This is a genomic window from Bradyrhizobium aeschynomenes (assembly GCF_013178945.1).
Lineage (GTDB): Bacteria > Pseudomonadota > Alphaproteobacteria > Rhizobiales > Xanthobacteraceae > Bradyrhizobium > Bradyrhizobium aeschynomenes.
Genome location: NZ_JABFDM010000001.1, coordinates 81,757 through 103,720, shown reverse-complemented (window position 1 = coordinate 103,720; position 21,964 = coordinate 81,757). Strand labels below are relative to the sequence as shown.

Sequence of the window (21,964 nt, the reverse complement as noted above, 5' to 3'; positions counted from 1 at the left end):
AGGGAGACTGCGTATAAGCGTGAAACCCATCGCGCAGGGAATGCCGGCGTGTTCGGCTTTACCTGTGGTACCTGCCGCCTGCATTTTTTCGCAGGCGGGCCATGGGTGAGGCCTTCACCCGGCATTCCCTGCGCCCTCTGCACTGTCTGCGAGGGACAATTGATTGCAGAACTCGGGCATCACGTGCCGCGAGGACGCGACGGCGTGGCCCCACCAGCCATCTGCTGTGCGAAACGTGAATCCGTCACGCTCTCCGCCGTCGTCCCGGACAAGCATCGACGCGCGCCAGCGCGGCGATGCGCCGATCCGGGATCCATACGCCGCAGCAGGCGTGAGGCGCGAGCTGATTATGACCAGGGTGCCTCAAAGTTCTCCCTGTGATTATGGGTCCCGGCGTTCGCCGGGACGACGACCGAGGTTGCTGATACAGCCCGGCACCATCCAGAGAGCCGTTGAAGCCGTTCCCACCCTACCCGATCGATGCTACTACACCCACATCACCCACCCCATCCATACCTCGGAAGCATTGATGTTCGACCTCAACCAGCTGCGCTGCTTCGTCACCGTGGCCGAGGAGCTGCATTTCGGCCGCGCCGCCGTCCGGCTGAACATGACGCAGCCGCCGCTGTCGCGGCAGATCCAGGTGCTGGAGCACATCATCGACGCGGTGCTGCTCGAGCGCACCAGCCGCTCGGTGAAGCTGACGCCGGCCGGGCGCAGCTTCCTCCCGGAGGCGCGGCGCATCCTGAAGATGGCCGAGAGCGCGGCGCAGGTGGCGCAGCGCATCGCCAGCGGCAAGAGCGGCTCGCTCAAGATCGGCTTCACGGCAGCGGCCGCCTACAGTTTCCTGCCCGACCTCGTCGCCGCCTGCCGCAGCGAGCTGCCCGAGGCCGATCTGTCGCTGAAGGAGATGGTGTCGGGCGACCAGATCGAGGCGCTGGCCTCCGGCCAGATCGACGCCGGCCTGCTGCGGCCGCCGATCGCGCGCCCCGAATTCGCCACCCGCCGCGTCGTCGCCGAGCCGCTCTGTGCCGCGCTGCCGCGACGGCACCGCCTCGCCTCCGCCGAGAGCGTGTCGATCCGCGATTTCGACGGCCAGCCGTTCATCATGTATTCGCAGACCGAGGCGCGCTACTTTCACGACTTGCTGGTGTCGCAATTCATGCGCGCCGAAGTGCTCCCGCGCTACGTTCAACACCTCAGCCAGATTCACTCCATCCTCGCCATGGTGCGCGCCGGCCTCGGCCTGGCCATCGTGCCGGAAGCCGCCTCCAGCCTGAAGATCGCCGACGTCCGGCTGCGGCCGCTGAAGCTGCGCAATCCGACGCCGGCCGAGCTGTTCCTGGTCTGGCGGCGCGATCACGACAATCCGCTGCTGCCAGCGCTGGTCGATCTCGCCGGCAAGCTTGCCGTTCAACAGACCGAAGATTGATGCCCGGCCTGCATCAATCGATACCGTGATTGGCTTGGACCGGCATTGAACTTGGTCCTACGACACGCCCCAGGACGACGCGCGCGGGCCGCGCCACGCGACGTCACACCCCGGAACAAGCGCTGAGGACACGCACGATGAGCAAGATGACCCCACAGGAAATGGCCGCGAAAATCGGCAGCGGCCTGCTCTCCTTTCCCGTGACGCCGTTCAAGGCCGACTATTCGTTCGACGAGGCCACCTATCGCACCAACATGGACTGGCTGTGCGGCTACGAGGTCGCGGGCCTGTTCGCCGCCGGCGGCACCGGCGAGTTCTTCTCGCTGACAGCAGCCGAAGTGCCCCAGGTGGTCAAGGTCGCCGTCGAGGAGACCCGCGGCCGCGTGCCCGTGCTGGCCGGCACCGGGTACGGCACCGCAATCGCCCGCGAGATCGCGGTTGGCGCGGAGCAAGCCGGCGCCGACGGCCTGCTGCTGCTGCCGCCCTATCTGATGCATGCCGAGCAGGAGGGCCTCGCCGCCCATGTCGAGGCGATCTGCAAATCGGTCAAGATCGGCGTCATCGTCTACAATCGCGACAACGCCATCCTGCAGCCGGACACCTTGGCGCGGCTGTGCGAGCGCTGCCCGAACCTGGTCGGCTACAAGGACGGCATCGGCGACATCGAGCTGATGACCCGCGTCTACAGCAAGATGGGCGACCGCCTGACCTATATCGGCGGCCTGCCGACCGCCGAGACCTTCGCCCTGCCCTATCTCGACATGGGCGTGACCACCTACTCCTCGGCGGTGTTCAACTTCGTGCCGGAGTTCGCCACCAACTTCTATGCCGCAGTGCGCAAGCGCGACCACGCCGCCATCCATGCCGGATTGAAGGATTTCATTTTGCCGCTGATCGCGATACGCAACCGCAAGAAGGGCTACGCGGTCTCGATCATCAAGGCCGGCATGAAGGTGATCGGCCGCGATTCCGGCCCGGTCCGCCTGCCGCTGACCGACCTCACCGAGGCCGAGATGACCGAGTTGACCGCGCTGGTGAAGGCGCTGCCAAAAGCGGCGGTGAGCCAGGCAGCGGAGTGATCTACCGTCATTCCGGGGCAAGGCCGCAAGGCCTTGAACCCGGAATCTCGAAGTGAAGGACAAGATGCGGCGCAAGCCAATCTCGAGATTCCGGGTTCAGCCCTGACGGGCTGCCCCGGAATGACAGCGAAAAAACGAGACGACAACGGAGGAGCATGATGAGTCACGACGCCACCAGCACCAGAATTTCCGGCGCGCCGGTCGTCACCGGCATGGAGGTCATTCCGGTCGCGGGCCGTGACAGCATGCTGCTCAATCTCTCAGGCGCGCATGGACCGTTCTTCACCCGCAACCTCGTCATCCTGACCGACAATTCCGGCCATACCGGCGTCGGCGAGGTGCCGGGCGGCGAGAAGATCCGGCAGACCTTAGAGGATGCGAAGAGCCTGATCGTTGGCCAGAGCATCGGCGCCTGCAACACCATCCTCGCCACCATGCGCACCACGTTCGCGGACCGTGATGCCGGGGGACGCGGCAAGCAGACCTTCGACCTGCGCGTCATGATCCACGCGGTCACGGCGGTCGAATCCGCTCTGCTCGACCTGCTCGGCCAGCATCTCGGCCTGCCCGTCGCGGCGCTGCTCGGCGAGGGCCAGCAGCGCACGTCGGTGGAGGCGCTCGGCTATCTGTTCTTCGTCGGCGACCGCAGGAAGACCGACCTGCCCTACGCCACCGGCGAGGGGGAGCGTGAGGGCTGGTATACGCTGCGACATCAGGAGGCGATGACGCCCGAAGCTGTGGTGCGGCTCGCCGAGGCCACCCACGACGCCTACGGCTTTGCCGACTTCAAGCTCAAGGGCGGCGTGCTCAAGGGCGAGGCCGAGATCGAGGCGGTGACCGCCATCGCCAAGCGCTTTCCACAGGCGCGCGTCACGCTCGATCCGAATGGCGCCTGGTCGCTCGATGAGGCGATCCGGCTGTGCAAGGACATGCACGGCATCCTCGCCTATGCCGAGGACCCCTGCGGCGCCGAGGCCGGCTTCTCCGGGCGCGAAATCATGGCCGAGTTCCGCCGCGCCACGGGCCTGCCGACCGCGACCAACATGATTGCCACCGACTGGCGACAGCTCAGCCATGCGCTGCGGCTCGGCGCGGTCGACATCCCGCTGGCCGATCCCCATTTCTGGACCATGCAGGGCTCGGTGCGCGTCGCCCAGACCTGCAAGGACAACGGCCTGACCTGGGGTTCACACTCCAACAACCATTTCGACATTTCGCTGGCGATGTTCACCCATGTCGCCGCCGCCGCTCCCGGCAAGGTCACCGCGATCGACACCCACTGGATCTGGCAGGACGGCCAGTCGCTGACCAAGCAGCCGCTGCAGATCAAGGGCGGCAAGATCGCGGTGCCCGAGCAAGCCGGACTCGGCATCGAGATTGACCGCAGCGCCATCGAAAAGGCTCATGAACTTTACAAGAGCCACGGGCTCGGCGCACGCGACGACGCTGTCGCAATGCAGTATCTGATCCCCGGCTGGACCTTCGACGACAAGCGCCCCTGTCTCGTGCGATGACGGGGGCGATCGGTTAGATTGTCCGAGCAATCGCGCAAAGTCTGGAGAACAACATGAACGCGATCCTCAAGAATTTCATTGCCGGCGAGTGGGTCGACGGCAGCGGGGTGACCCGCAACATCAATCCCTCGAACACCAACGACGTCGTCGGCGAATACGCCAAGGCCGACAAGGCGCAGACCGAGAAGGCGATCGCCGCCGCCAAGGCCGCCTTCCCCGCCTGGTCGCGCTCGACCCCGCAGGAGCGCTACGATGCGCTGAACAAGATCTCGGCGGAGATCCTGTCGCGCAAGGAAGAGCTCGGCCGCCTGCTCGCCCGCGAGGAAGGCAAGACTCTGCCCGAGGGCATCGGCGAGGTCGCCCGTGCCGGCCAGATCTTCGCGTTCTTCGCAGGCGAGGCGCTGCGTCTGACCGGCGAGAAGGGTGCCTCGGTGCGTCCGGGCCTCGACGTCGAGATCACCCGCGAGGCTGTCGGCGTCGTCGGCATGATCACGCCCTGGAATTTCCCGATCGCCATTCCCGCCTGGAAGATCGCGCCCGCGCTCTGTTACGGCAACACTGTCGTGTTCAAGCCGGCTGAGCTGGTGCCGGGCTCGGCGCATGCTTTGAGCGAGATCATCGCGCGCTCCGGCATTCCGGCCGGCGTGTTCAACCTGGTCGTCGGCTCCGGCTCGGTGGTCGGCCAGACCCTGCTCGAACATCCCGACGTCGCTGCGATCTCCTTCACCGGATCGGTCGGCACGGGGCGCAAGATCGCGCAGGCCTGCGTGCTGTCGAACCCGATGAAGAAGTTCCAGTTGGAGATGGGCGGCAAGAATCCGCTGGTCGTGCTCGATGACGCCGACGTCAAGGTCGCGGTCGAAGCCGCCGCCAACGGCGCCTACTTCTCGACCGGCCAGCGCTGCACAGCGTCGTCGCGCCTGATCGTCACCGAAGGCATCCACGACAAGTTCGTCGAGGCGCTGACCGAGCGCCTGAAGGGCCTCGTCGTCGACGACGCCGTCAAGCAGGGCACGCATATCGGCCCGGTGGTCGACGGCAATCAGCTCGAGCAGGACCAGCGCTATCTCAAGATCGGCCAGGACGAAGGCGCCAAGCTGGCCTGGGGCGGCGAGCTGCTCAACCGCGAGTCCCCCGGCTTCTACATGCAGCCGGCGCTGTTCACCGAGGCCAACAACAACATGCGCATCGCGCGCGAGGAGATTTTTGGCCCGGTGGCCTGCGTCATCCGCGCCAAGAACTACGACGAGGCGCTGGCGATCTCCAACGATACCGAGTTCGGTCTCGCCGCCGGCGTCTGCACCACCAGCCTGAAATACGCCTCGCACTTCAAGCGCAACAGCGAGGCCGGCATGGTGATGGTCAATTTGCCGACCGCCGGTGTCGACTACCACGTCCCGTTCGGCGGCCGGAAAGGCTCGAGCTACGGCGCCCGCGAGCAGGGCTCCTACGCGCGCGAGTTCTACACGACGGTGAAGACGGCCTACACCTTCCCGGTGTGAGCGGGTCGTCATTGCGAGCGAAGCGAAGCAATCCAGGGCCAGGACAAGAGTCTGGATTGCTTCGTCGCTTCGCTCCTCGCAATGACGAAAACTGAGATCTGCGGAGTGGGCAAAGCGAAGCATGCCCACCGACGAGCGACAGAACTAATAGGTGGGCACGGCGCTCCGCGCCTTTGCCCACCCTACGGAGCACAACGGAGCCAGCATGAACCAGCAGGTCGTGAACCAGGAGCCGCGGGTCATCAAGCTCAACGCGCGCGACAACGTCGCGATCGTGGTCAACGATTTCGGCCTGCCTGCCGGCACCAAACTTCCCGATGGCTTGATCCTAAAGAGCTTCGTGCCGCAGGGCCACAAGACCGCGCTGGTCGACATTCCCCAGGGCGCGCCGATCGTCCGTTACGGCGAGATCATCGGCACCGCGTCGTCACCGATCGCCGCCGGCGAGTGGGTCGACGAAGCCCGCATCGACATGCCCGAGGCCCCTGCCCTCGACCAGCTGGAAATCTCCACCGCCGTCCCGGCGCCGCTGCCGCCGCTGGAGGGCTACACGTTCGAGGGCTATCGCAATGCCGACGGCTCGGTCGGCACCCGCAACGTGCTGGGCATCTCGACCTCGGTGCAATGCGTGAAGGGCACGCTGGAATTCGCGATAAAGCGCATCAAGTCCGAGCTGCTGCCGAAGTACCCGAATGTCGACGACGTCGTCGCGCTCACCCATGCCTATGGCTGCGGCGTCGCGATCTCGGCGCCCGATGCGGTAGTGCCGATCCGCACCTTGCAGAACCTCGCGCTGAACCCGAATTTCGGCGGCGAGATCCTGGTCGTCGGCCTCGGCTGCGAGAAGCTCGCGCCGGAGCGGCTGCTACCGGAAGGCACCGAGGACTCGATCGTGCGCATGCAGGACGAGGCCTTCGACGGCTTCGGCGCGATCGTCGACGCCATCCTGACGCAGGCCGATCGCCGCCTCGCCGAGCTCAACAAGCGCACGCGCCAGACCTGCCCGGCCTCCGACCTCGTCATCGGCCTGCAATGCGGCGGCAGCGATGCGTTCTCCGGCGTCACCGCCAATCCCGCCGTCGGCTTCGCCGCCGACCTGCTGGTCCGCGCCGGCGCCACGGTGATGTTCTCCGAAGTCACCGAAGTTCGCGACGCCATCCAGCTGTTGACGCGGCGCGCCATCAACGAGGATGTCGGCCGCGCGCTGATCCGCGAGATGGACTGGTATGACGCCTATCTCAAGCGCGGCGGTGCCGATCGCAGCGCCAACACGACGCCGGGCAACAAGAAGGGCGGCCTCGCCAACATCGTCGAGAAGTCGCTCGGCTCGATCGTCAAGTCCGGCTCCGGACCGATCCACGGCGTGCTGGCGCCGGGCGAGAAGGCCAAGCAGAAGGGCATGCTGTTCGCGGCGACGCCGGCCTCCGACTTCATCTGCGGCACCTTGCAGCTCGCCTCCGGCATGACGCTCCAGGTCTTCACCACCGGCCGCGGCACGCCCTATGGCCTCGCGGCCGCGCCCGTCATCAAGGTCGCCACCCGCACCGAGCTGGCGCGGCGCTGGAAGGACCTGATCGATTTCGACGCCGGCCGCATCGCCACCGGCGAGATGACCATCGAGGAGACCGGCTGGGAGCTGTTCAAGCTGATCCTCGACGTCGCCTCCGGCCGCACCAAGCCGTGGTCGGACCGCTGGGGCATCCATAATGATCTCACTCTGTTCAATCCGGCGCCAGTGACTTGAGGAGGCGCTCGCTGACCCGGCCATGATAGTTGCTAAGCTCGAACCCCTCCCCGTCATTGCGAGCGAAGCGAAGCAATCCAGGGTCCCGCCCACCATCCTGGATTGCTTCGCTTCGCTCGCAATGACGCGTATGCTGAGGCGGCGAGCCTAGATAACAAATGGCCGGGAGGAAGAGCCAGATGTTCAAGTTCAGCCGCTTCGCCGCAATCGCCGCAGCAGCCCTCCTCCTCTCGACCGCCCCCTCCCGCGCCGACGACGCCATCCCCGGCGTCCCGCGCGAGCTGCTCGAGGACATCGCCACCGGCAGCCGGGTGCTCGCCGATCTCGGTGTCGTCGATGCCTTCGGCCATGTCAGCGCACGCAGTCCCGCCAATCCGCGTCACTTCCTGATGGCGCGCTCGATTGCGCCGGCGCAGGTCACCGCCGCCGACATCATGGAGTTCGGCGAGAACGGCGAGCCGGTCGACGCGAAGAACCGCGCCGTCTTCCTCGAACGCTTCATCCATGCCGAGATCTACAAGGCGCGCCCGGACGTCAACGCGGTGGTGCACACGCATTCACCGGGCGTCGTTCCTTTCAGCGTCAGCCGCACGCCGCTGAAGCCGCTCTATCACAACGCCGCGTTCCTCGGCGAGGGCGCGCCGGTGTGGGACATCGGCAAGGAGTTCGGCGCCACCGACATGCTGGTGCGCAACAACGCGATCGGCAAATCGCTCGCGGCCGCGCTCGGCGACAAATCGGTCGTGCTGATGCGCGGCCATGGCGACGTCACCGTCGGCCCTGCGGTGCAGGCCGCCGTGTTCCGCGCCTACTACACCGACGTCAATGCCCGACTGCAAGCGCAGGCGCTCGGGCTCGGCTCCGACGTGACCTATCTCAGCGCCGAGGAAGCCGCCAAGGCCGACGGCGTCAACATGGTGATCATGGACCGCGCCTGGGTGCTGTGGAAGCAGAAGGTGCAGGCGGGGAAATAGTCGGGACCAATGGCGCTGCAGGCGACACCATCGAAGATCGTTCCGGAGCGCCCCGACGGGGTTCGCTCCGGAATTCTCTGCAGCGCCGACGCCGTTCTACACCGCGCCTTCCGTCTCGACATACAGCGCGTACAGCGAATGCGACGCCGCCATGTAGAGCCGGTTGTTCTTCGGCCCGCCGAACGTCAGGTTGGCGCAACGCTCGGGCAGCCGGATGAAGCCGATCGGCTTGCCCTGCGGGTTGAACACCATGACGCCATCGAGATCCTCCGGCTTGCCCTTGAGCGGAAACACCTTGCGGCCGTTGACGTCCACCGGCTCCGACGCCAGCGCGCCGTTCGAGCCCCAGCCGCACCAGAGATTGCCGTCACGGTCGACGCGGAAACCGTCGAGCGAGCCCTGGTCGGCGGCGTCGATCAGCTTGGTCTTGTTGCCGACCGTGCCGTCGGCATTGACGTCGTAGCTCCAGATGCTGCGGTTCGGCGTGCCCTTCCACTCCACGACGTAGAGCTTCTTCTCGTCCGGCGAAAAGGCGAGCCCGTTCGGGTTGACGAGGTCGGTGATCACAGCGGTCAGCTTGCCGTCGGTGCCGATGCGGAACACATTGGTGCTGGCCTGCTCGGACTTGGCCTTGAAGCCTTCCCAATTGCCATTGATGCCGAACAGAGGATCGGTGAACCAGATCGTGTCGTCCGACTTCACCACGATGTCGTTCGGCGCGTTCAGCCGCTTGCCTTCGAAGCTGTCGGCGAGCACGGTCACGGTGCCGTTCTTCTCCGTCCGGGTGATGCGGCGCGTCACCGAATGTTCGCAGCTGACGAGCCGCCCCTGGCGGTCGCGCGTGTTGCCGTTGGCGTAGTTCGAAGGGCTGCGGACGACGGTGAAGCTGCCGTCGTCCTCGCTGTACTTCATGATCCGGTTGTTGGGGATGTCGCTGACCAGAACACAGCGTTCTTCGGGAAAATAGACCGGCCCTTCCGCCCAGCGCATGCCGCTGGCGACCTGCTCGACGGTCGAGCTGTAGAGGCGATACTTGGCGAAGCTCGGATCGAGGATCTCGACCGCGGGATCGGGATAGCGCTGGTTCGGCTTGAAGGCGAAGGATTGCGCCTTCGCCTGCCCCGAGATCGCCAGCGCCGCTCCGCTGAGCGCGGCCGAAAGCATGCCGCGACGCGACAATATCATCAGTCTCCTCCGTATCGTTCTTGTGTTGGGCCAGGGACCGGCCATGTTCTTCCCATAGAAGGTGCGCACGGAACTTTCCATTGCTTTTGCGGTATCGATCGGCGCACGGCCATTCCCGCGCTGCAGCGGATGGGTCGTGCCGGCGCTGGTCGGGCCTCTTTTCGCCGCAAAGCTGACACAACGCTAATTCCCGCGCAGACATGATTCCCACGAGGCTCACCCCGCGGATGCCCCTGCATTTTTCCCGTCTCCTCGCCGTTGCGTTCGGTCTGTGCCTCGGCACGCCGCCGTGCCTGGCCGAACCGCCGCTTCCGGCCGCCGGCTCGCTCGAGGACAAGCCCGATATCGATCTCTACGCGCTGATGTCCGGCACCTGTCGCACCGTGAAGGTCGACGGCCGCGAATTCCCGTGCAAGACCGTGGCATTCTTTCACAGCGAAAAGGGCCGCGCGCATTTTACCGTCGCGCTCGACGATCCCTCCGACGAGAGCCACATCATCGCCTTCTCCGGCATCAACGGCCGTCGATCGATCCAGAACGTCTACGAGCTCCCGATCGATCGCATGCTGTTGAACTCGAAGCACCGCCCGAAGGTGGACGGCATTCCGGTGCCCGCAGCGCAGATCTCGTCGGGCGTATGCCGGCAGATCGGCAATTTCGCCATGCTCAAGGTGTCGAGCGTAACCTGCTCCGCCAAGGACGACTCCGGCCGCGCCTACGAGCTGCAATTCGTCTCCGACGGCACGCCCATCATCCTGCGCCGCGTACGCCAGACCATGACCAACGCGGAGCACAATCCCTACCAGTAAGCCTGCCGGCTCGGCAGTCCGGCGCCGTTGCTTGTGCTGGATGCAAAAAAATTCGTCATCCCGTTGAACGTGTGCCCGTCCCCCCCGACCTATCGGCAAAGGGGAGGACCGTCATGCCGACCGAGCCGACCGACCTCGAAGCCGCAAGCGCGCAGCACGAAGACGGCGTGACGCTGTCTCTGTCCGGCGGCGGCTACCGTGCCATGCTGTTTCACATCGGCGCGCTGTGGCGGCTCAACGAAGTCGGACTGCTGAGCCGGCTCAAGCGCATCTCCAGCGTGTCGGGCGGTTCGATCACCGCCGCCTATCTCGGCCTGCGATGGAAGGACCTTCATTTCAACGCTGCGGGCAAGGCGGACAACCTCACCATCATCGTCGATGGTCTTCGCAGGATGGCGGACACATCGGTCGATGTCGGCGCAGTGATCGGCGGGATCCTGCTGCCCGGCACGATCAGCGATCGTGTGGCGGCCGCGTATGACGGCGTTCTGTTCGGCGGCAAGAAGCTCGCCGACCTTCCAGACGATGGCGGCGGCAAGGCGCCGCGCTTCGTCATCAACGCGACCAACGTCCAGTCCGCCGTGCTGTGGCGGTTCTCGCGTCGCTATATGGGCGATTATCGCGTCGGGCTGGTCGATGCACCCGACGTGACGCTTGCCACTGCGGTCGCCGCCTCCTCGGCGTTTCCTCCCATCCTTTCGCCGCTGACGCTGCCGATCCGACAGCCCGTTCGGAAGGTGGATGGCGCCGATCTCAATCATCCACCTTATACGACGAGCGCCGTGCTCAGCGACGGCGGCGTCTACGACAATCTGGGCCTCGAGACCGTGAAGCGCTTCTCGACGCTGCTCGTCAGCGATGCCGGGCAGCAGATCGCTGCGGAGGACGATCCGCATCACGATTGGGCCCGCCATGCGGTTCGCATCCTCGGCGTCATCGACAATCAGGTCCGGAGCCTGCGCAAGCGTCAGTTGATCGACGCCTATCGGCGTGGCGATCACACCGGAACCTACTGGGGGATCCGCACCAACTTCGCGGACTACAGGCTGGCCGCGGATCCGCTGGACTGCCTGCATCGGGACCCCGCGGCGCTGGCGGCCATTCCGACCCGGCTCGAGAAGATGCCGCACGACATACAGAACCGGCTGATGAACTGGGGCTACGCGGTCTGCGACGCAGCGCTGCGCGCTCATATCGACACAGCGCTGCAACAGAAGCTCGGAATTCAGGTCGCCGATCCAACCGGCTTCCCGTTCCCGGGTGCCTACTGAGCGAGCGACCTCGTGCACAACCAACATTAGCGGGCGTCCCGCAGAGGTGAGGATGACGTATCCATCGCGGTTCAAATGCGACGACGTCACGCCCAGGAGCGAAGCAACTGCCGCACAGGCGGAGATGCCGGAGGACATCTTCTCGACGGCGGAAATACCATTTCCGTCGGAGCGTCCGCTCAACGTCTATGCGTTCGATCCGAGCCTCGGCAACTTCGTCAGCAATCAGATGGTCACGCGTGTCCGCTACGAGAACCTCGCAGCCGGCCCAGTCGGCGAGCGCTTCGCGGTGATCGACTACGACGGCAGCCAGAAGACCTTTTACAAGCCGGTCGATCTCGACGATCCGAGGCTGCTGATGACGCACGGGCTGCTTCCCTCGGAGGCGGACCCGCGTTTTCATCAGCAGATGGTGTATGCCGTCGCGAGCGAGACCCTGCAGCGCTTCGAATACGCCCTTGGTCGCCGGGTGCGCTGGCGGACCCGGCTCGACCGCAGTCAACCGCCCGCGCCCAGAGGCGCCTCCCGGCGACTGAACCTGTTTCCGCACGCCATGTGCGAGGCGAATGCCTTCTACAGTCCGGACGCACACGGCATCCTGTTCGGCTACTTCACAGCCAGCCGCACCAATCCTGGCCGCAACCTGCCGGGCCAGACCGTGTTCACCTGCCTGTCGCACGACATCATCGTGCACGAGACCACGCACGCGATCGTCGACGGCATCCGCGAGCATTTCATGGAGCCGACCAATGTCGACGTGGCGGCCTTTCACGAGGCATTCGCCGATCTCGCGGCGCTATTCCTGCATTTCTCGCATAAGGAGGTGCTGGTCGATACGCTGCAGAAGACCGGCGGCAAGCTGTTCGAGTTCAAGCTGAAGGGAGACGCCGAGCTGGCGCCGGGGGCCACGCCGGCGATCCAGTCGCAGCTCGGCGCTGAAAACCCGCTGATCGCGCTGGCCACTCAGTTCGGCGAAGCCGCGGGGCGACAGTCCTGCCTGCGCAGCGCCCTGATGACGCCGGCGACTCCCGAAGGGGCCAAGGAGATCGCAACCAAGATCGAACCGCATGAGCGCGGCTCGATTCTGGTCGCCGCGGTCTTCGACGCCTACTTCACCGTCTATGGCCGCAGAACCTTCGACCTGTTCCGGATCTTTCGAGCCGGCGGCGGAAACATCGACAAGGCCGATCTGCCGGTGCCGCTCGCGAACCGGCTGGCGATGGAGGCAAGCCGGACGGCCGAGGAGTTCTTCACCATCTGCGCTCGCGCGCTGGACTACTGCCCGCCCGTCGACATCACCTTCGGCGACTTCCTGCGTGCGCTGCTCACGGCGCATCTGGACTACACACCCGATGATCCGGACCACATTCGTGATGCCTTGATGCAGGCTTTTCGTCTGCGCGGCATCGTCGCCGAGAACGCAAGCGCCTTTTCGGAGGAGGCGCTGTTCTGGCCAAAGGTGGTGCGCGGAAAACTGGAGGTAGAAGACCTTATCTTCGGTGATCCCAACGGCCTCACCAAGGCGGAGAAGGACCACAATGGCGACGTGCTGCGCGCCTTTGCCGTCGAGAAAGCGGACAAGCTCGGCTTCGATCCGAAGGCCGCCAAGATCGAGGCCCCTTCCTTTCATCCGATGTTCTCGACCGGAAAGGACGGCAAGCTCTATGTCAGCATGATCGTGGAGCTGGTGCAGACCATGCGCGTCCCGTTCGGCCACGGCATCCCCGGCACGTTCCCGATGCGCAACGGCGTCACGCTGCTGATTGCGCAGGATCCACCCGAGCATGACAAGCGTCCCAATCCGCGCGTGCGCTTCGTCATTCCCAAGCTCTACCATCCCGACCGCGAGGAACGCGTGCGCAATTTCTACGTCGGCAGCGGACGCGCCACCACGACGCCATCCGAACATGACGAGGACAAGCGCTTCCGGCTGGACTTCGCGCTGCTCCATGCGGGAGTCTGACATGCCTGGTCGCCAGAGGTCTGAACCATCCAGCCCCCCGCGCACGCGGAAGCCTGCCGGCAGCGGCGGATCGGTCCGCAAGCGGACGACGCCTGCGGCGAAGGCTGCGCCCTCGCCAACAGCCGCGGCGCCAAAGGCCGCTCGCGGCCTGCGCGTGCGCATGTACCGCATCGGCTTCGGCGACTTCTTCCTGCTCAGCGTGCCGACCGGTGGCGGCGCCAGCCATATCCTGATCGATTGCGGCGTTCACGCCAAGGATCTCGGCAGCATGCGCGCGGCCGTCACGCAGATGGCGAAGGATTGCGGCAACCGCCTTGCGCTGGTGATCATGACGCACCGTCATGCCGATCACATCTCGGGCTTCGGCAGCTGTGCCGACATCTTCGCCGAGATCGAGGTAGAGCGGGTGTGGATGCCCTGGTTCGAGAACCCGGACGATCAGAAGGCCGTTGCATTTCAGGCAAGCCTGGTCGCGATGGCCGGCCAACTCGGACGGCAGTTCCAGGCGCGGCTGGCTGCAAAGCCGGATCCCGCGGTGGAGCAGTTGCTGAGCATGGCCGAGAACATCACCGGAGGCCTCGGTGTTGCGGGCATCGCCGCGAACCAGAAGGCGCTGAACGTGCTGCATGGCGGCTTCAGGAACAGCCAGCCAAAGCCTGATTACTACAAGGCTGGCGACGTGCCGACGCTTCCTGCGGCTCTCGCCGCGGCGGGCCTCACCGCCGAGATCCTCGGACCACCGATCGACGACGCCCTGATCCGCCAGATGACCAACAAGAACCAGCAATATCTGGCGGGCGCTACCGAGATCAGCGACCAGCTGGCGCGATTGAAGCCGTTCGGGAACGCCTTCCGCGGCAGGCGCGAGGACTACGACGACAAGGCCTTCGCACCCTACGGCTACGATCGGGTCAAGAGCATGCTCGATGGCGCGCAGCCGGATGTGCTGGCCGCGCAGGCAAAAGCCGCAGACAAGACGCTGAACAATCAGAGCCTCGTCATCCTGTTCTCGTTCGCCGGCAAGAACCTGTTGTTTGCAGGCGACGCGCAATGGGGCAATTGGGAGAACTTTCTCTATGGCGGCGCCTATGGCACGCCGGGCCATACCCAGCTCACCGCCAGGGCCCGGGACATTCTGGGCAAGATCGATTTCTACAAGGTCGGTCATCACGGCAGCGCGAATGCGACCCCGAAGGATGCCGTCAAGGCGATGCGCATCGGCTGCGTCGGGATGTGCTCGACCCAGGAGCACGCCTATAACGAGGTGCCGCGCGCACCGCTTCTCGACGCGCTCCGCCAGCGCATGAACGATCAGCTGGCGCGCAGCGACCAGGTCGCAGCCGCCCCGGACAAGCCTGCAAACCCCGATGCCGGCCCGCTGCCCCCGGCTTTCAGCACGCCGGGACAGCAGCTCTTCATCGACTATGATTTCTGAGCTCGCCGAGATCCAAGGTCACGCATGACCTCCTGAGTCGCGCGGCCAAGCCGCCTCGCGGCATCGGCGAGATCCTTCGGTGGAAAGCCGGCGTAGCCGAGAATGAAGCCGTCCGGCCCACGCTGCACGATCCGCGCATCGGACAGAAGACGACATTCGATATCGGCGCGTTCGCGGATCAGCCGCGCCACGCCTCTCGGCGCTCCCGGTGGCAGCGTCGCCAGCAGATGCAGCCCTTGCGCGGGCGCGGACAATTCCAGTGATCCCTTCGCGTGCTTGCCGAGCGCCTCCGCGATCACATCGCGCGCCTGGCGATAGCGCGGCCGCATCCGCCGCATGTGGGCGGCGATCACGCCGTCGGCCATCAGATCTGCCAGCGCCTCCTGCATGAACGCGGGCGGAAAGCGGTCCTGCGCGGCGCGCGCGCCGACGACGCGGGCCACGAGCGTGGGCGGCACCACGAGATAGCCGAGCCGCAGCCCGGCAAACAACGTCTTGGCGAAGGTGCCGAGATAGATCACCCGTTCGGCACCGATCCCGGCAAGCGCCGTCAACGGCGGCCCGGCGAAGCGATACTCGCTGTCATAGTCGTCCTCGAAGATGTAGGCGCCAGCCTTGCGCGCCCATTCCAGCAGCGCGATGCGCCGCGCCATGCTCATCGCCACGCCGGTCGGAAATTGGTGCGAAGGCGTGACATAGGCGGCTTTGGCCCTTGCCCAAGCCTTTTCTCCCGCGCTCACGGCGACGCCTTCGCCGTCGACCGGCACCGGCACCAGCTTCGCGCCGGTCGCGCTCAGGGTATGGCGCGAGGCGACATAGCCGGGATCCTCGAACCAGACGGCGTCTCCCGGCGCAAGCAGCGCATCGATGCACAGGCGCAGCCCGTGCTGCGTGCCGCTCACGATCAGGATGCAGCTCGGATCGCAGCGGACACCGCGATTGGCGGCGAGATAGTGCGCAATCCGGGTGCGCAGATGCAGGCTGCCGCGCGGATCGCCATAGCCGAGTTCGTCAGGGGCGGCCTGCGCTATCCGTCGACGGCTGGCCGCGGCGAGCCGCTTCAGGAGCCCTGGATCGACCAGCGTACAGCCGAGCGCGAACGGCCGTCGCGGCGGAATGCGGATCTCCAACTCGGCCGCCGGCGCGGCCGCTTGCGGCGCAGGCAGCTGAGCGGCGACGTAGGTGCCGGCGCCATGCCGCGCCTCCACCAGGCCGTCGGACAGCAGCGCCTCATAGGCGGCGACGATCGCGTTACGACGAACGCCAAGCTGCTCGGCAAGCGCGCGCGACGACGGCAGCCGCAGACCGGGCGCGAGCAGCCCGTCGACGATTCCGCTGCGCAGGGCCGCGTGCACCTGCTGCGACTGCCCCCGAATGGCGCGATCGAGCCGGATCGGCAGCGCCAGAACATCGTCCCGACGCCGAGAAGTGGTTGCTGGATTTGGCATCGAAGTGGAACTCCCCGCAACCACTTTGCCATGGCATGACGCGGCCCGCAAACAGGAGACCGAGATGACCGAGCAACAAATGGGGAGCTACCCCGTCGACGACACCAACCGCGTCAAGCGGAGGCACCAACGTGCGCACTACGACCACGCTACGGTGCACGCTTTGCTCGACTCAGGCACCCTCTGCCACGTGTCGTACGTCATCGACGGCCAACCCTACTGCACGCCGACACTTTATTGGCGCGAGGGGACGACGCTATACTGGCATGGCTCGAGCGCGAGCCGGATGCTGCGCAATCTGTCCGAGGGACAGCCGGCCTGCCTGACCGTGACGCATCTCGACAGCCTGGTGCTGGCGCGCAGCGCCTTCCATCACTCCGCCGACTATCGATCGGTGATGGCGTTCGGCCATAGCAGGCTGATCGAGGATCAGACCGAGAAGGCGCGGGCATTGACCATGATGGTCGACCGTCTGTTTCCGGGCCGCACCGCGACGTTGCGCCCGACCACAGAGCAGGAGCTCAAGGCCACGTCGGTGGTGACCATGGAGATCGAAAAAGCCTCCGCCAAGATCCGCGCCGCCGGCGTCATCGATGACGAGGATGACTATGCGCTGCCGATCTATGCCGAGCGGATTCCGGTGCGGACCGTGATCGAGCCGCCGGAGCCGGATGACCGCCTGCTCGCCGGCGTCACCCGCCCGGCGACACTTTCAGCATTCAGGACGGGACGGCGGCTGGATGAGGCGCTGACGGAGACTTATGCGATGAGCTATCTGGCGGGGTAGTTGAGGCAAAGCAAATGCAGGGGGGCAAAGCGCGCCGCGGGCTACGCTGCCCAATGCAGTGCCCTTTCCCGCAGCAAGGGAGAGGGCGCAGTCACGAGCCCCGCATGTGAGGCGTTAGTGGTGCTGCGCTTCAACGCATCTTACCGCTCGATCATCCTGTTCCAGCGCGTGTTCCACTCAGGGCGCTTCGCGTTGATGACGTCCCAGTCCAGCGTGATCGCGCTCTTCATGTAGGTGTGGAAGGTGGCGAGCTTATGCTCGGCCGCCGGAGTGGTCGCCTTGGCGACCGTGTTCGACGGGACGATGTTGCCGGCGGCCAGAGCTTTCGCCTGTGCTTCCGGCGACAGCAGATAGGCGGCGAGCTTCTGCGACAGCTCGGCCTCCGAATTGTTGGCGATCACGCATTCGGCGACCATCAGCACGACCGAGCCCTCCTTCGGCTGCGCATACTCGACCGCGATGCCCTTCTCCTTCAAGGTCGACACCGCGGTCGGCGTCAGCGGAAAGATCGCGGCCTCGCCGGTCTGCACCATCTCGGAGATCTTGGCCGAGTTCGGAATGTATTCGAGCACGTTCTTCCCGATCGTATCGGGGAACGCCTTGAAACCCGGCTCGACATTGGCCTCGCTGCCGCCCTTGATGCGGTTGACCATCAGAAACGCGTGCAGGCCGAACGTCGAGACCGAGGCCGACTGGAACACGACCTTGTCCTTGTATTTGGGATCCGCGAGATCGAGCCAGGAGGTCGGCGCCGCCCAGCCCTTCTCGTCGAACATCTTCTTGTTGTAGGCAAGCCCGGTCATGCCGATGTCGATGCCGGCGGCGATGTCGTCCTTGAGCCGCGCGAACGGCTCGAGCTGGCCGAGCGCCTCGCTCGGCTTAAGCTTCTCGCACAGGCCGAGGCCGGCGGCGCGGATCATCACGCCGTCGTCGAGAAACATCACGTGCATCTGCGGCTTGTCCTTCGCGGCGATCGCCTTGGCGAGGATCTCCGAGGAGGTGCCGGGAACGACGACGATCTTGACGTCGTTCGTCTTCTCGAATTCGGGAAACACGGCCTGCGTATAGGTGCGCTCGAAATTGCCGCCGTTCATGCCGACATAGAGCGTCTTGGTTTCGGCATGCGCGGAGGCAGTAGCGAGCATCAGCGCGAGGGCTGAGCCGAGCGCGGCGCGAGCATCGATCATGGCGAGGTCTCCTTCGATCCTGTCGTCATTGCTGCTTGAGAGGCATCGCCCGGCTGCGATGCGGGTGAGAAACGGGTGATCGAAAATGCATCGATCGGCGTCGAGGTCCGGCCGTCGCGCACCAGCTCGGCGAGGACCTCGCCCACTCCCGGCGCGATCTGGAAGCCGGCGCCGGAGAAGCCGAAGGCGTGAATCAGGCCCGGAGTCGTCGCACTCGGCCCGATCACCGGATTGCGGTCGGGCATCGTCGCTTCGGTGCCGCTCCAGAACCGGATGGCCTGGGCGTGGCGCAGCGGACCGAACAGCTCGCTCGCGCGCTGCATGATCGTCAGAACGCCATCACTGCGCGGGCGCGAGAAGTCGGAATCGGCCAGCGGCGCAGCGCGCTCGCCGCCGACCACGACGTTGCCGCGGGTCACCTGCCGTGCATAGATGCCGCCGCCTTCGATGCCGATGTTGACGGACAGAAACGGATCGAGCGGCTCGGTCACGATCATCGACGGATAGGTGCGCTCCAGCGGCACCGGCTCGCCGAACGCTGCCGCAAAACTGTCGGCCCAGGCGCCGGCGCTGTTGATGACCGCGCGCGCCTTGATGGCGACGTCGCCGGCCTCCAGCGCAAAGCCTTCGAACGTCCTGCTGGCGCCGGTGACCTTCGTCCGCTCCAACACCTCTGCGCCGGCCCGGCCGGCCGCTGCGGCAAAGGCCGTCGCAACGAGACGAGGATTGGCATGACCGTCGCCCGGGCAGAACGAGCCGCCGACGATATCGCCTGCGATGCCGAAGCGCTCGCGCAGCTGATTGTGGCCGACCAGCTCGAGGTCGAGTTCGAACGGCGCGACGTCGGCGGCATAGTGCTCGAGACTCGCCATGTCAGCCGCACTGCGCGCCAGCTTGAGATGGCCCGAGCGCAGGAACTCACCGTCGATGCCGATCAGCTGTTGCAGTCGCGGCCAGATCGCGTGCGACCGCTGCGACAGCGGCAGTTGCTCCGGCGGGCGACCCTGCCGCCGCACGCCGCCATAATTCACGCCGCTCGCCTGCGCGCCGCAAAAGCCTTTGTCGAGCAGCACGACGGAGAAGCCCATGCTGCGCAGCGCCAGCGCGGCAGAGCTGCCGACCAGTCCGCCACCGACGATCGCGACATCGCAGTCAATGCGCCGGGTCATGCTGCCTCTCGTCGACGGACAGGCCCGCAGCCAACGGAATTGGCTTGATCGGCGCCTGCGCACGCAGCCGCCCGACCGCGCCGACCTCACGGCGTGTCTGTGCCGCCAGCAGCTCCGCGGCAGCTGCGCCGCACATGCGCCCCTGGCAGCGGCCCATGCCGATGCGCGTGACAGCCTTGAGCCGGTTCATTTCGGTGAGCGCGAAATCGCCGATCGCGCGCCGTGCTTCGCCCGCGCTGATGTCCTCGCAGCGGCAGAGCAGCGCGTCATCGGCGAGGCCCGCGGCCCAATGCGACGGAAAAGGAAATGCGGCTTCGAGCGCATCACGCAGGCGATCGATTGTCGCGAGCGCACGTTCGAGCACGTCGGCTCGCGGGGGATCATGCGGCAGACCGCGATCCTCCAGCAGCGCAAGCGCGGCGCGCTCGCCAGCGGCTTCCGCGGCATCGGCGCCGGCGATCCCGGCGCCGTCGCCGGCGAGGTAGACGCCCGCAACGTTGCTGCGGCCGCTGACATCCCGCACAGGCAAATGAGCGCGGTCGCGCGGATCGAAACGGAAGGCGCAGCCGGCCAGATCGGCAGCCTGAGTCTCCGAACGAAGGTTCAGGCCGTAGCCGACGCCGTCGCAGGCGATTGCATGCTCGCAACTGGCGGACCGATAGACGATGCGTGCAACCCTGCCCTCGCCCTCGATGCGCAGGCCGGACACGCCGAGCTGCACCCGCGTGCCGCGCAGCGCCAGCTCCGCGGCCATTCGCAGCCCGCGCAACACGATGCCCGGCGCCAGCGGCAGGGCGCGCAGGAGATTGAATTTCGCCGAGAGCGGCGCGCTGTCGAGCACGGCTGCGACATCGACGCCGGCCTTCACGTATTGCCAAGCGACGAGATAGAGCAGCGGACCGGAGCCGGCGAACACCACGCGCCGACCGATCGCACAGCCCTGCGCCTTCAGCGCGACCTGCGCGCCGCCCAGCGTGAACACGCCGGGCAAGGTCCAGCCGGGAATCGGCAGCACGCGATCGGTCGCACCGGTGGCGAGGATCAGCCCGTCATAACTCAGGCGCTGGCTGACGCCGTCGCGGAGAACGTCGGCAACTCCGTCGCCCAAATTCCACAGCAGCGAGCGAGGTCGATAATCCACCCCGGTGCCTAGCGCCGCGAAGTCGCGATGCAGCCGCGATGCCTTGGCGGCGTCGGAGCCGTAGCGTGCACGGTCATCGCGGCCGTCGAGGGCGAGCGGCTGGCGATAGATCTGACCGCCGCAGGCGTGGGCCTCGTCGATCACGGAGGGTCGCAGCCCGGCTGCTGCCAGCGTGATCGCGGCGCGGATGCCCGCGGGGCCGGCGCCGACGATCAGGGGCGATGCGCGCTCAGCCATGGCTGCGCCCCCGCTGCGTGACGATTTGCATGCCTTCGGTGAGTTCAGTCGTGCAGGCGCGCAGCCGCTCGCCGCCTTCGAGCTGGACCCAGCAATCCTGGCACGCGCCCATCTGGCAGAAGCCGGCGCGCGGCGCGCCGGAGAACTCGCTGTGGCGCAGCCGATCGCCGTGGCACAGCACCGCCGTCAGCACGGTATCGCCGGCGCGGCCCTCGCAGGGCGCGCCATCGATCGTGAAGCAGATCACGGGGCTGTCGGTGCGGACGATGCGATGCAGCAGCGGCATGGCGTCAACCCTGCCCGACCAGGATCTTGTCGAGGCCGAAGATGCGGTCGAGCAGCAGCATCGCCGCCGCGGTGATCGCGATCATCAAGGCCGAGACCGCCGCCATCATCGGATCGATCGACTCGGTCGCATACATGTACATGCGCACCGGCAAGGTGACCGTCGCAGGCGAGGTGATGAAGATCGACATCGTAAGCTCGTCGAAGGAGTTGATGAAGGCGAGCAGCCAGCCGCCGGTGATGCCGGGCAGGATCATCGGCACGGTGATGCGGCGGAACACGACCCAGCCGGAGGCGCCGAGCGTCACCGCCGCCTGCTCGGCGCTGCGGTCGAGACCGGAGAGTGCGGCCAGCACCAGCCGGAGCACATAGGGCGTGATCACGACGATGTGGCCTGCGGTCAGCCAGACGAGGCTGCCGGTGGCTCCGAGCAGCGCGAACAGCCGCAGCAGCGCAACGCCGAGGACGAGATGCGGGATCATCAGCGGCGACAGGAACAGCGCGTTCAGCGCCGCACGGCCGCGGAAGTCGAAGCGGTCGAGCGCGAGGCCGGCGGCCACCGCGAGCACCACCGCGATCGTCGCCGCTATCGCCGCGACCCACAGGCTGTTGAGGAAGGAGGCGACGAAGTCGGGATGCGCGAACACCGCCGTGAACCAGCGCAGCGAAAATTGAGTCGTCGGCAGGGTCAGCGTATTGGCCGGGGTCAATGCGACGAGGCAGATCACGACGAGCGGCGCCAGTACGAAGCCGACGACGAGCGTGTGAAACAGCAATGCGATCGGACCGTTGCGGTGCATGC

At 66.2% G+C, this 21,964-nt stretch carries 18 protein-coding genes; 11 read left to right on the top strand and 7 right to left on the bottom strand.

The features are described from left to right. The first annotated feature begins 529 nt into the window (after positions 1-529). From HL666_RS00440 to HL666_RS00415, 6 genes are all read left to right on the top strand, one after another. A complete protein-coding gene (locus HL666_RS00440; protein WP_172114223.1) occupies positions 530-1,432 on the top strand; it encodes a LysR family transcriptional regulator in 903 nt (300 codons plus the stop codon). A gap of 137 nt (positions 1,433-1,569) precedes the next feature. After that, the gene (gene kdgD / locus HL666_RS00435) at positions 1,570-2,511 is read left to right on the top strand and encodes a 5-dehydro-4-deoxyglucarate dehydratase (protein ID WP_172179344.1); all 942 of its coding nucleotides are present in this window, start codon (positions 1,570-1,572) and stop codon (positions 2,509-2,511) included. Between the two features lie 158 nt (positions 2,512-2,669). Further along, positions 2,670-4,025, top strand: coding sequence for a glucarate dehydratase (gene gudD, locus HL666_RS00430; RefSeq protein WP_172179342.1), 1,356 nt, complete (start codon positions 2,670-2,672; stop codon positions 4,023-4,025). Positions 4,026-4,078: 53 nt separating this feature from the next. After that, positions 4,079-5,527: an aldehyde dehydrogenase family protein gene (locus HL666_RS00425; protein WP_008966065.1), complete on the top strand. Its 1,449-nt coding sequence runs from the start codon at positions 4,079-4,081 to the stop codon at positions 5,525-5,527. A 205-nt stretch (positions 5,528-5,732) separates the two neighbouring features. Further along, complete coding sequence (gene garD, locus HL666_RS00420; protein ID WP_172179340.1) at positions 5,733-7,271, top strand: galactarate dehydratase; 1,539 nt, start codon at positions 5,733-5,735, stop codon at positions 7,269-7,271. A 179-nt stretch (positions 7,272-7,450) separates the two neighbouring features. Beyond that, positions 7,451-8,245 (top strand): class II aldolase/adducin family protein, encoded by a 795-nt coding sequence (locus tag HL666_RS00415; protein ID WP_246741422.1) that lies wholly within the window; start codon positions 7,451-7,453, stop codon positions 8,243-8,245. 96 nt (positions 8,246-8,341) lie between these two features. Here HL666_RS00415 and HL666_RS00410 read toward each other — a convergent pair whose 3' ends face one another. Further along, the gene (locus tag HL666_RS00410) at positions 8,342-9,430 is read right to left on the bottom strand and encodes an SMP-30/gluconolactonase/LRE family protein (protein ID WP_172179338.1); all 1,089 of its coding nucleotides are present in this window, start codon (positions 9,428-9,430) and stop codon (positions 8,342-8,344) included. 227 nt (positions 9,431-9,657) lie between these two features. Here HL666_RS00410 and HL666_RS00405 point away from each other — a divergent pair, with 227 nt between their 5' ends. The 4 genes from HL666_RS00405 to HL666_RS00390 all read left to right on the top strand — a co-directional run bounded on the left by HL666_RS00405 (position 9,658) and on the right by HL666_RS00390 (position 14,908). Next, complete coding sequence (locus HL666_RS00405; protein WP_172114217.1) at positions 9,658-10,239, top strand: hypothetical protein; 582 nt, start codon at positions 9,658-9,660, stop codon at positions 10,237-10,239. A 113-nt stretch (positions 10,240-10,352) separates the two neighbouring features. Further along, positions 10,353-11,510: a patatin-like phospholipase family protein gene (locus HL666_RS00400; RefSeq protein ID WP_172179336.1), complete on the top strand. Its 1,158-nt coding sequence runs from the start codon at positions 10,353-10,355 to the stop codon at positions 11,508-11,510. A gap of 52 nt (positions 11,511-11,562) precedes the next feature. Then, entirely contained in the window at positions 11,563-13,473 is a 1,911-nt protein-coding gene (locus HL666_RS00395) for a gluzincin family metallopeptidase (protein WP_172114215.1), read from the top strand. Between the two features lie 160 nt (positions 13,474-13,633). Then, complete coding sequence (locus tag HL666_RS00390) at positions 13,634-14,908, top strand: ComEC/Rec2 family competence protein (protein ID WP_172180149.1); 1,275 nt, start codon at positions 13,634-13,636, stop codon at positions 14,906-14,908. On the opposite strand, the gene pdxR is transcribed toward HL666_RS00390, so the two are convergent. Next, positions 14,896-16,356 (bottom strand): MocR-like pyridoxine biosynthesis transcription factor PdxR, encoded by a 1,461-nt coding sequence (pdxR, locus tag HL666_RS00385; RefSeq protein WP_172179334.1) that lies wholly within the window; start codon positions 16,354-16,356, stop codon positions 14,896-14,898. The genes HL666_RS00390 and pdxR overlap by 13 nt on opposite strands. A gap of 64 nt (positions 16,357-16,420) precedes the next feature. On the opposite strand from pdxR, the gene HL666_RS00380 reads away from it, so the two are divergent. Further along, the gene (locus HL666_RS00380) at positions 16,421-17,143 is read left to right on the top strand and encodes a pyridoxamine 5'-phosphate oxidase family protein (protein WP_246741420.1); all 723 of its coding nucleotides are present in this window, start codon (positions 16,421-16,423) and stop codon (positions 17,141-17,143) included. Positions 17,144-17,283: 140 nt separating this feature from the next. Here the strand turns inward: HL666_RS00380 and HL666_RS00375 are convergent, their stop codons facing one another. The 5 genes from HL666_RS00375 to HL666_RS00355 are packed head-to-tail and all read right to left on the bottom strand — an operon-like array spanning position 17,284 to position 21,962. Continuing rightward, entirely contained in the window at positions 17,284-18,330 is a 1,047-nt protein-coding gene (locus tag HL666_RS00375) for an ABC transporter substrate-binding protein (protein WP_172179332.1), read from the bottom strand. Then, a complete protein-coding gene (locus HL666_RS00370; RefSeq protein ID WP_172114664.1) occupies positions 18,327-19,499 on the bottom strand; it encodes an NAD(P)/FAD-dependent oxidoreductase in 1,173 nt (390 codons plus the stop codon). Before HL666_RS00370 ends, HL666_RS00375 begins: the two co-directional genes overlap by 4 nt. Beyond that, entirely contained in the window at positions 19,483-20,877 is a 1,395-nt protein-coding gene (locus tag HL666_RS00365; RefSeq protein ID WP_172179330.1) for an FAD/NAD(P)-dependent oxidoreductase, read from the bottom strand. The genes HL666_RS00370 and HL666_RS00365 overlap by 17 nt, the downstream gene beginning before the upstream one ends. Next, positions 20,870-21,163 carry a (2Fe-2S)-binding protein gene (locus tag HL666_RS00360; protein ID WP_172134512.1) on the bottom strand — a complete coding sequence of 98 codons (294 nt, stop codon included), beginning with the start codon at positions 21,161-21,163 and terminating at the stop codon, positions 20,870-20,872. The genes HL666_RS00365 and HL666_RS00360 overlap by 8 nt, the downstream gene beginning before the upstream one ends. Positions 21,164-21,167: 4 nt before the next feature. Further along, positions 21,168-21,962, bottom strand: a complete 795-nt coding sequence (locus HL666_RS00355) for an ABC transporter permease (RefSeq protein WP_172179328.1) — start codon at positions 21,960-21,962, stop codon at positions 21,168-21,170. Positions 21,963-21,964 lie beyond the last annotated feature (2 nt).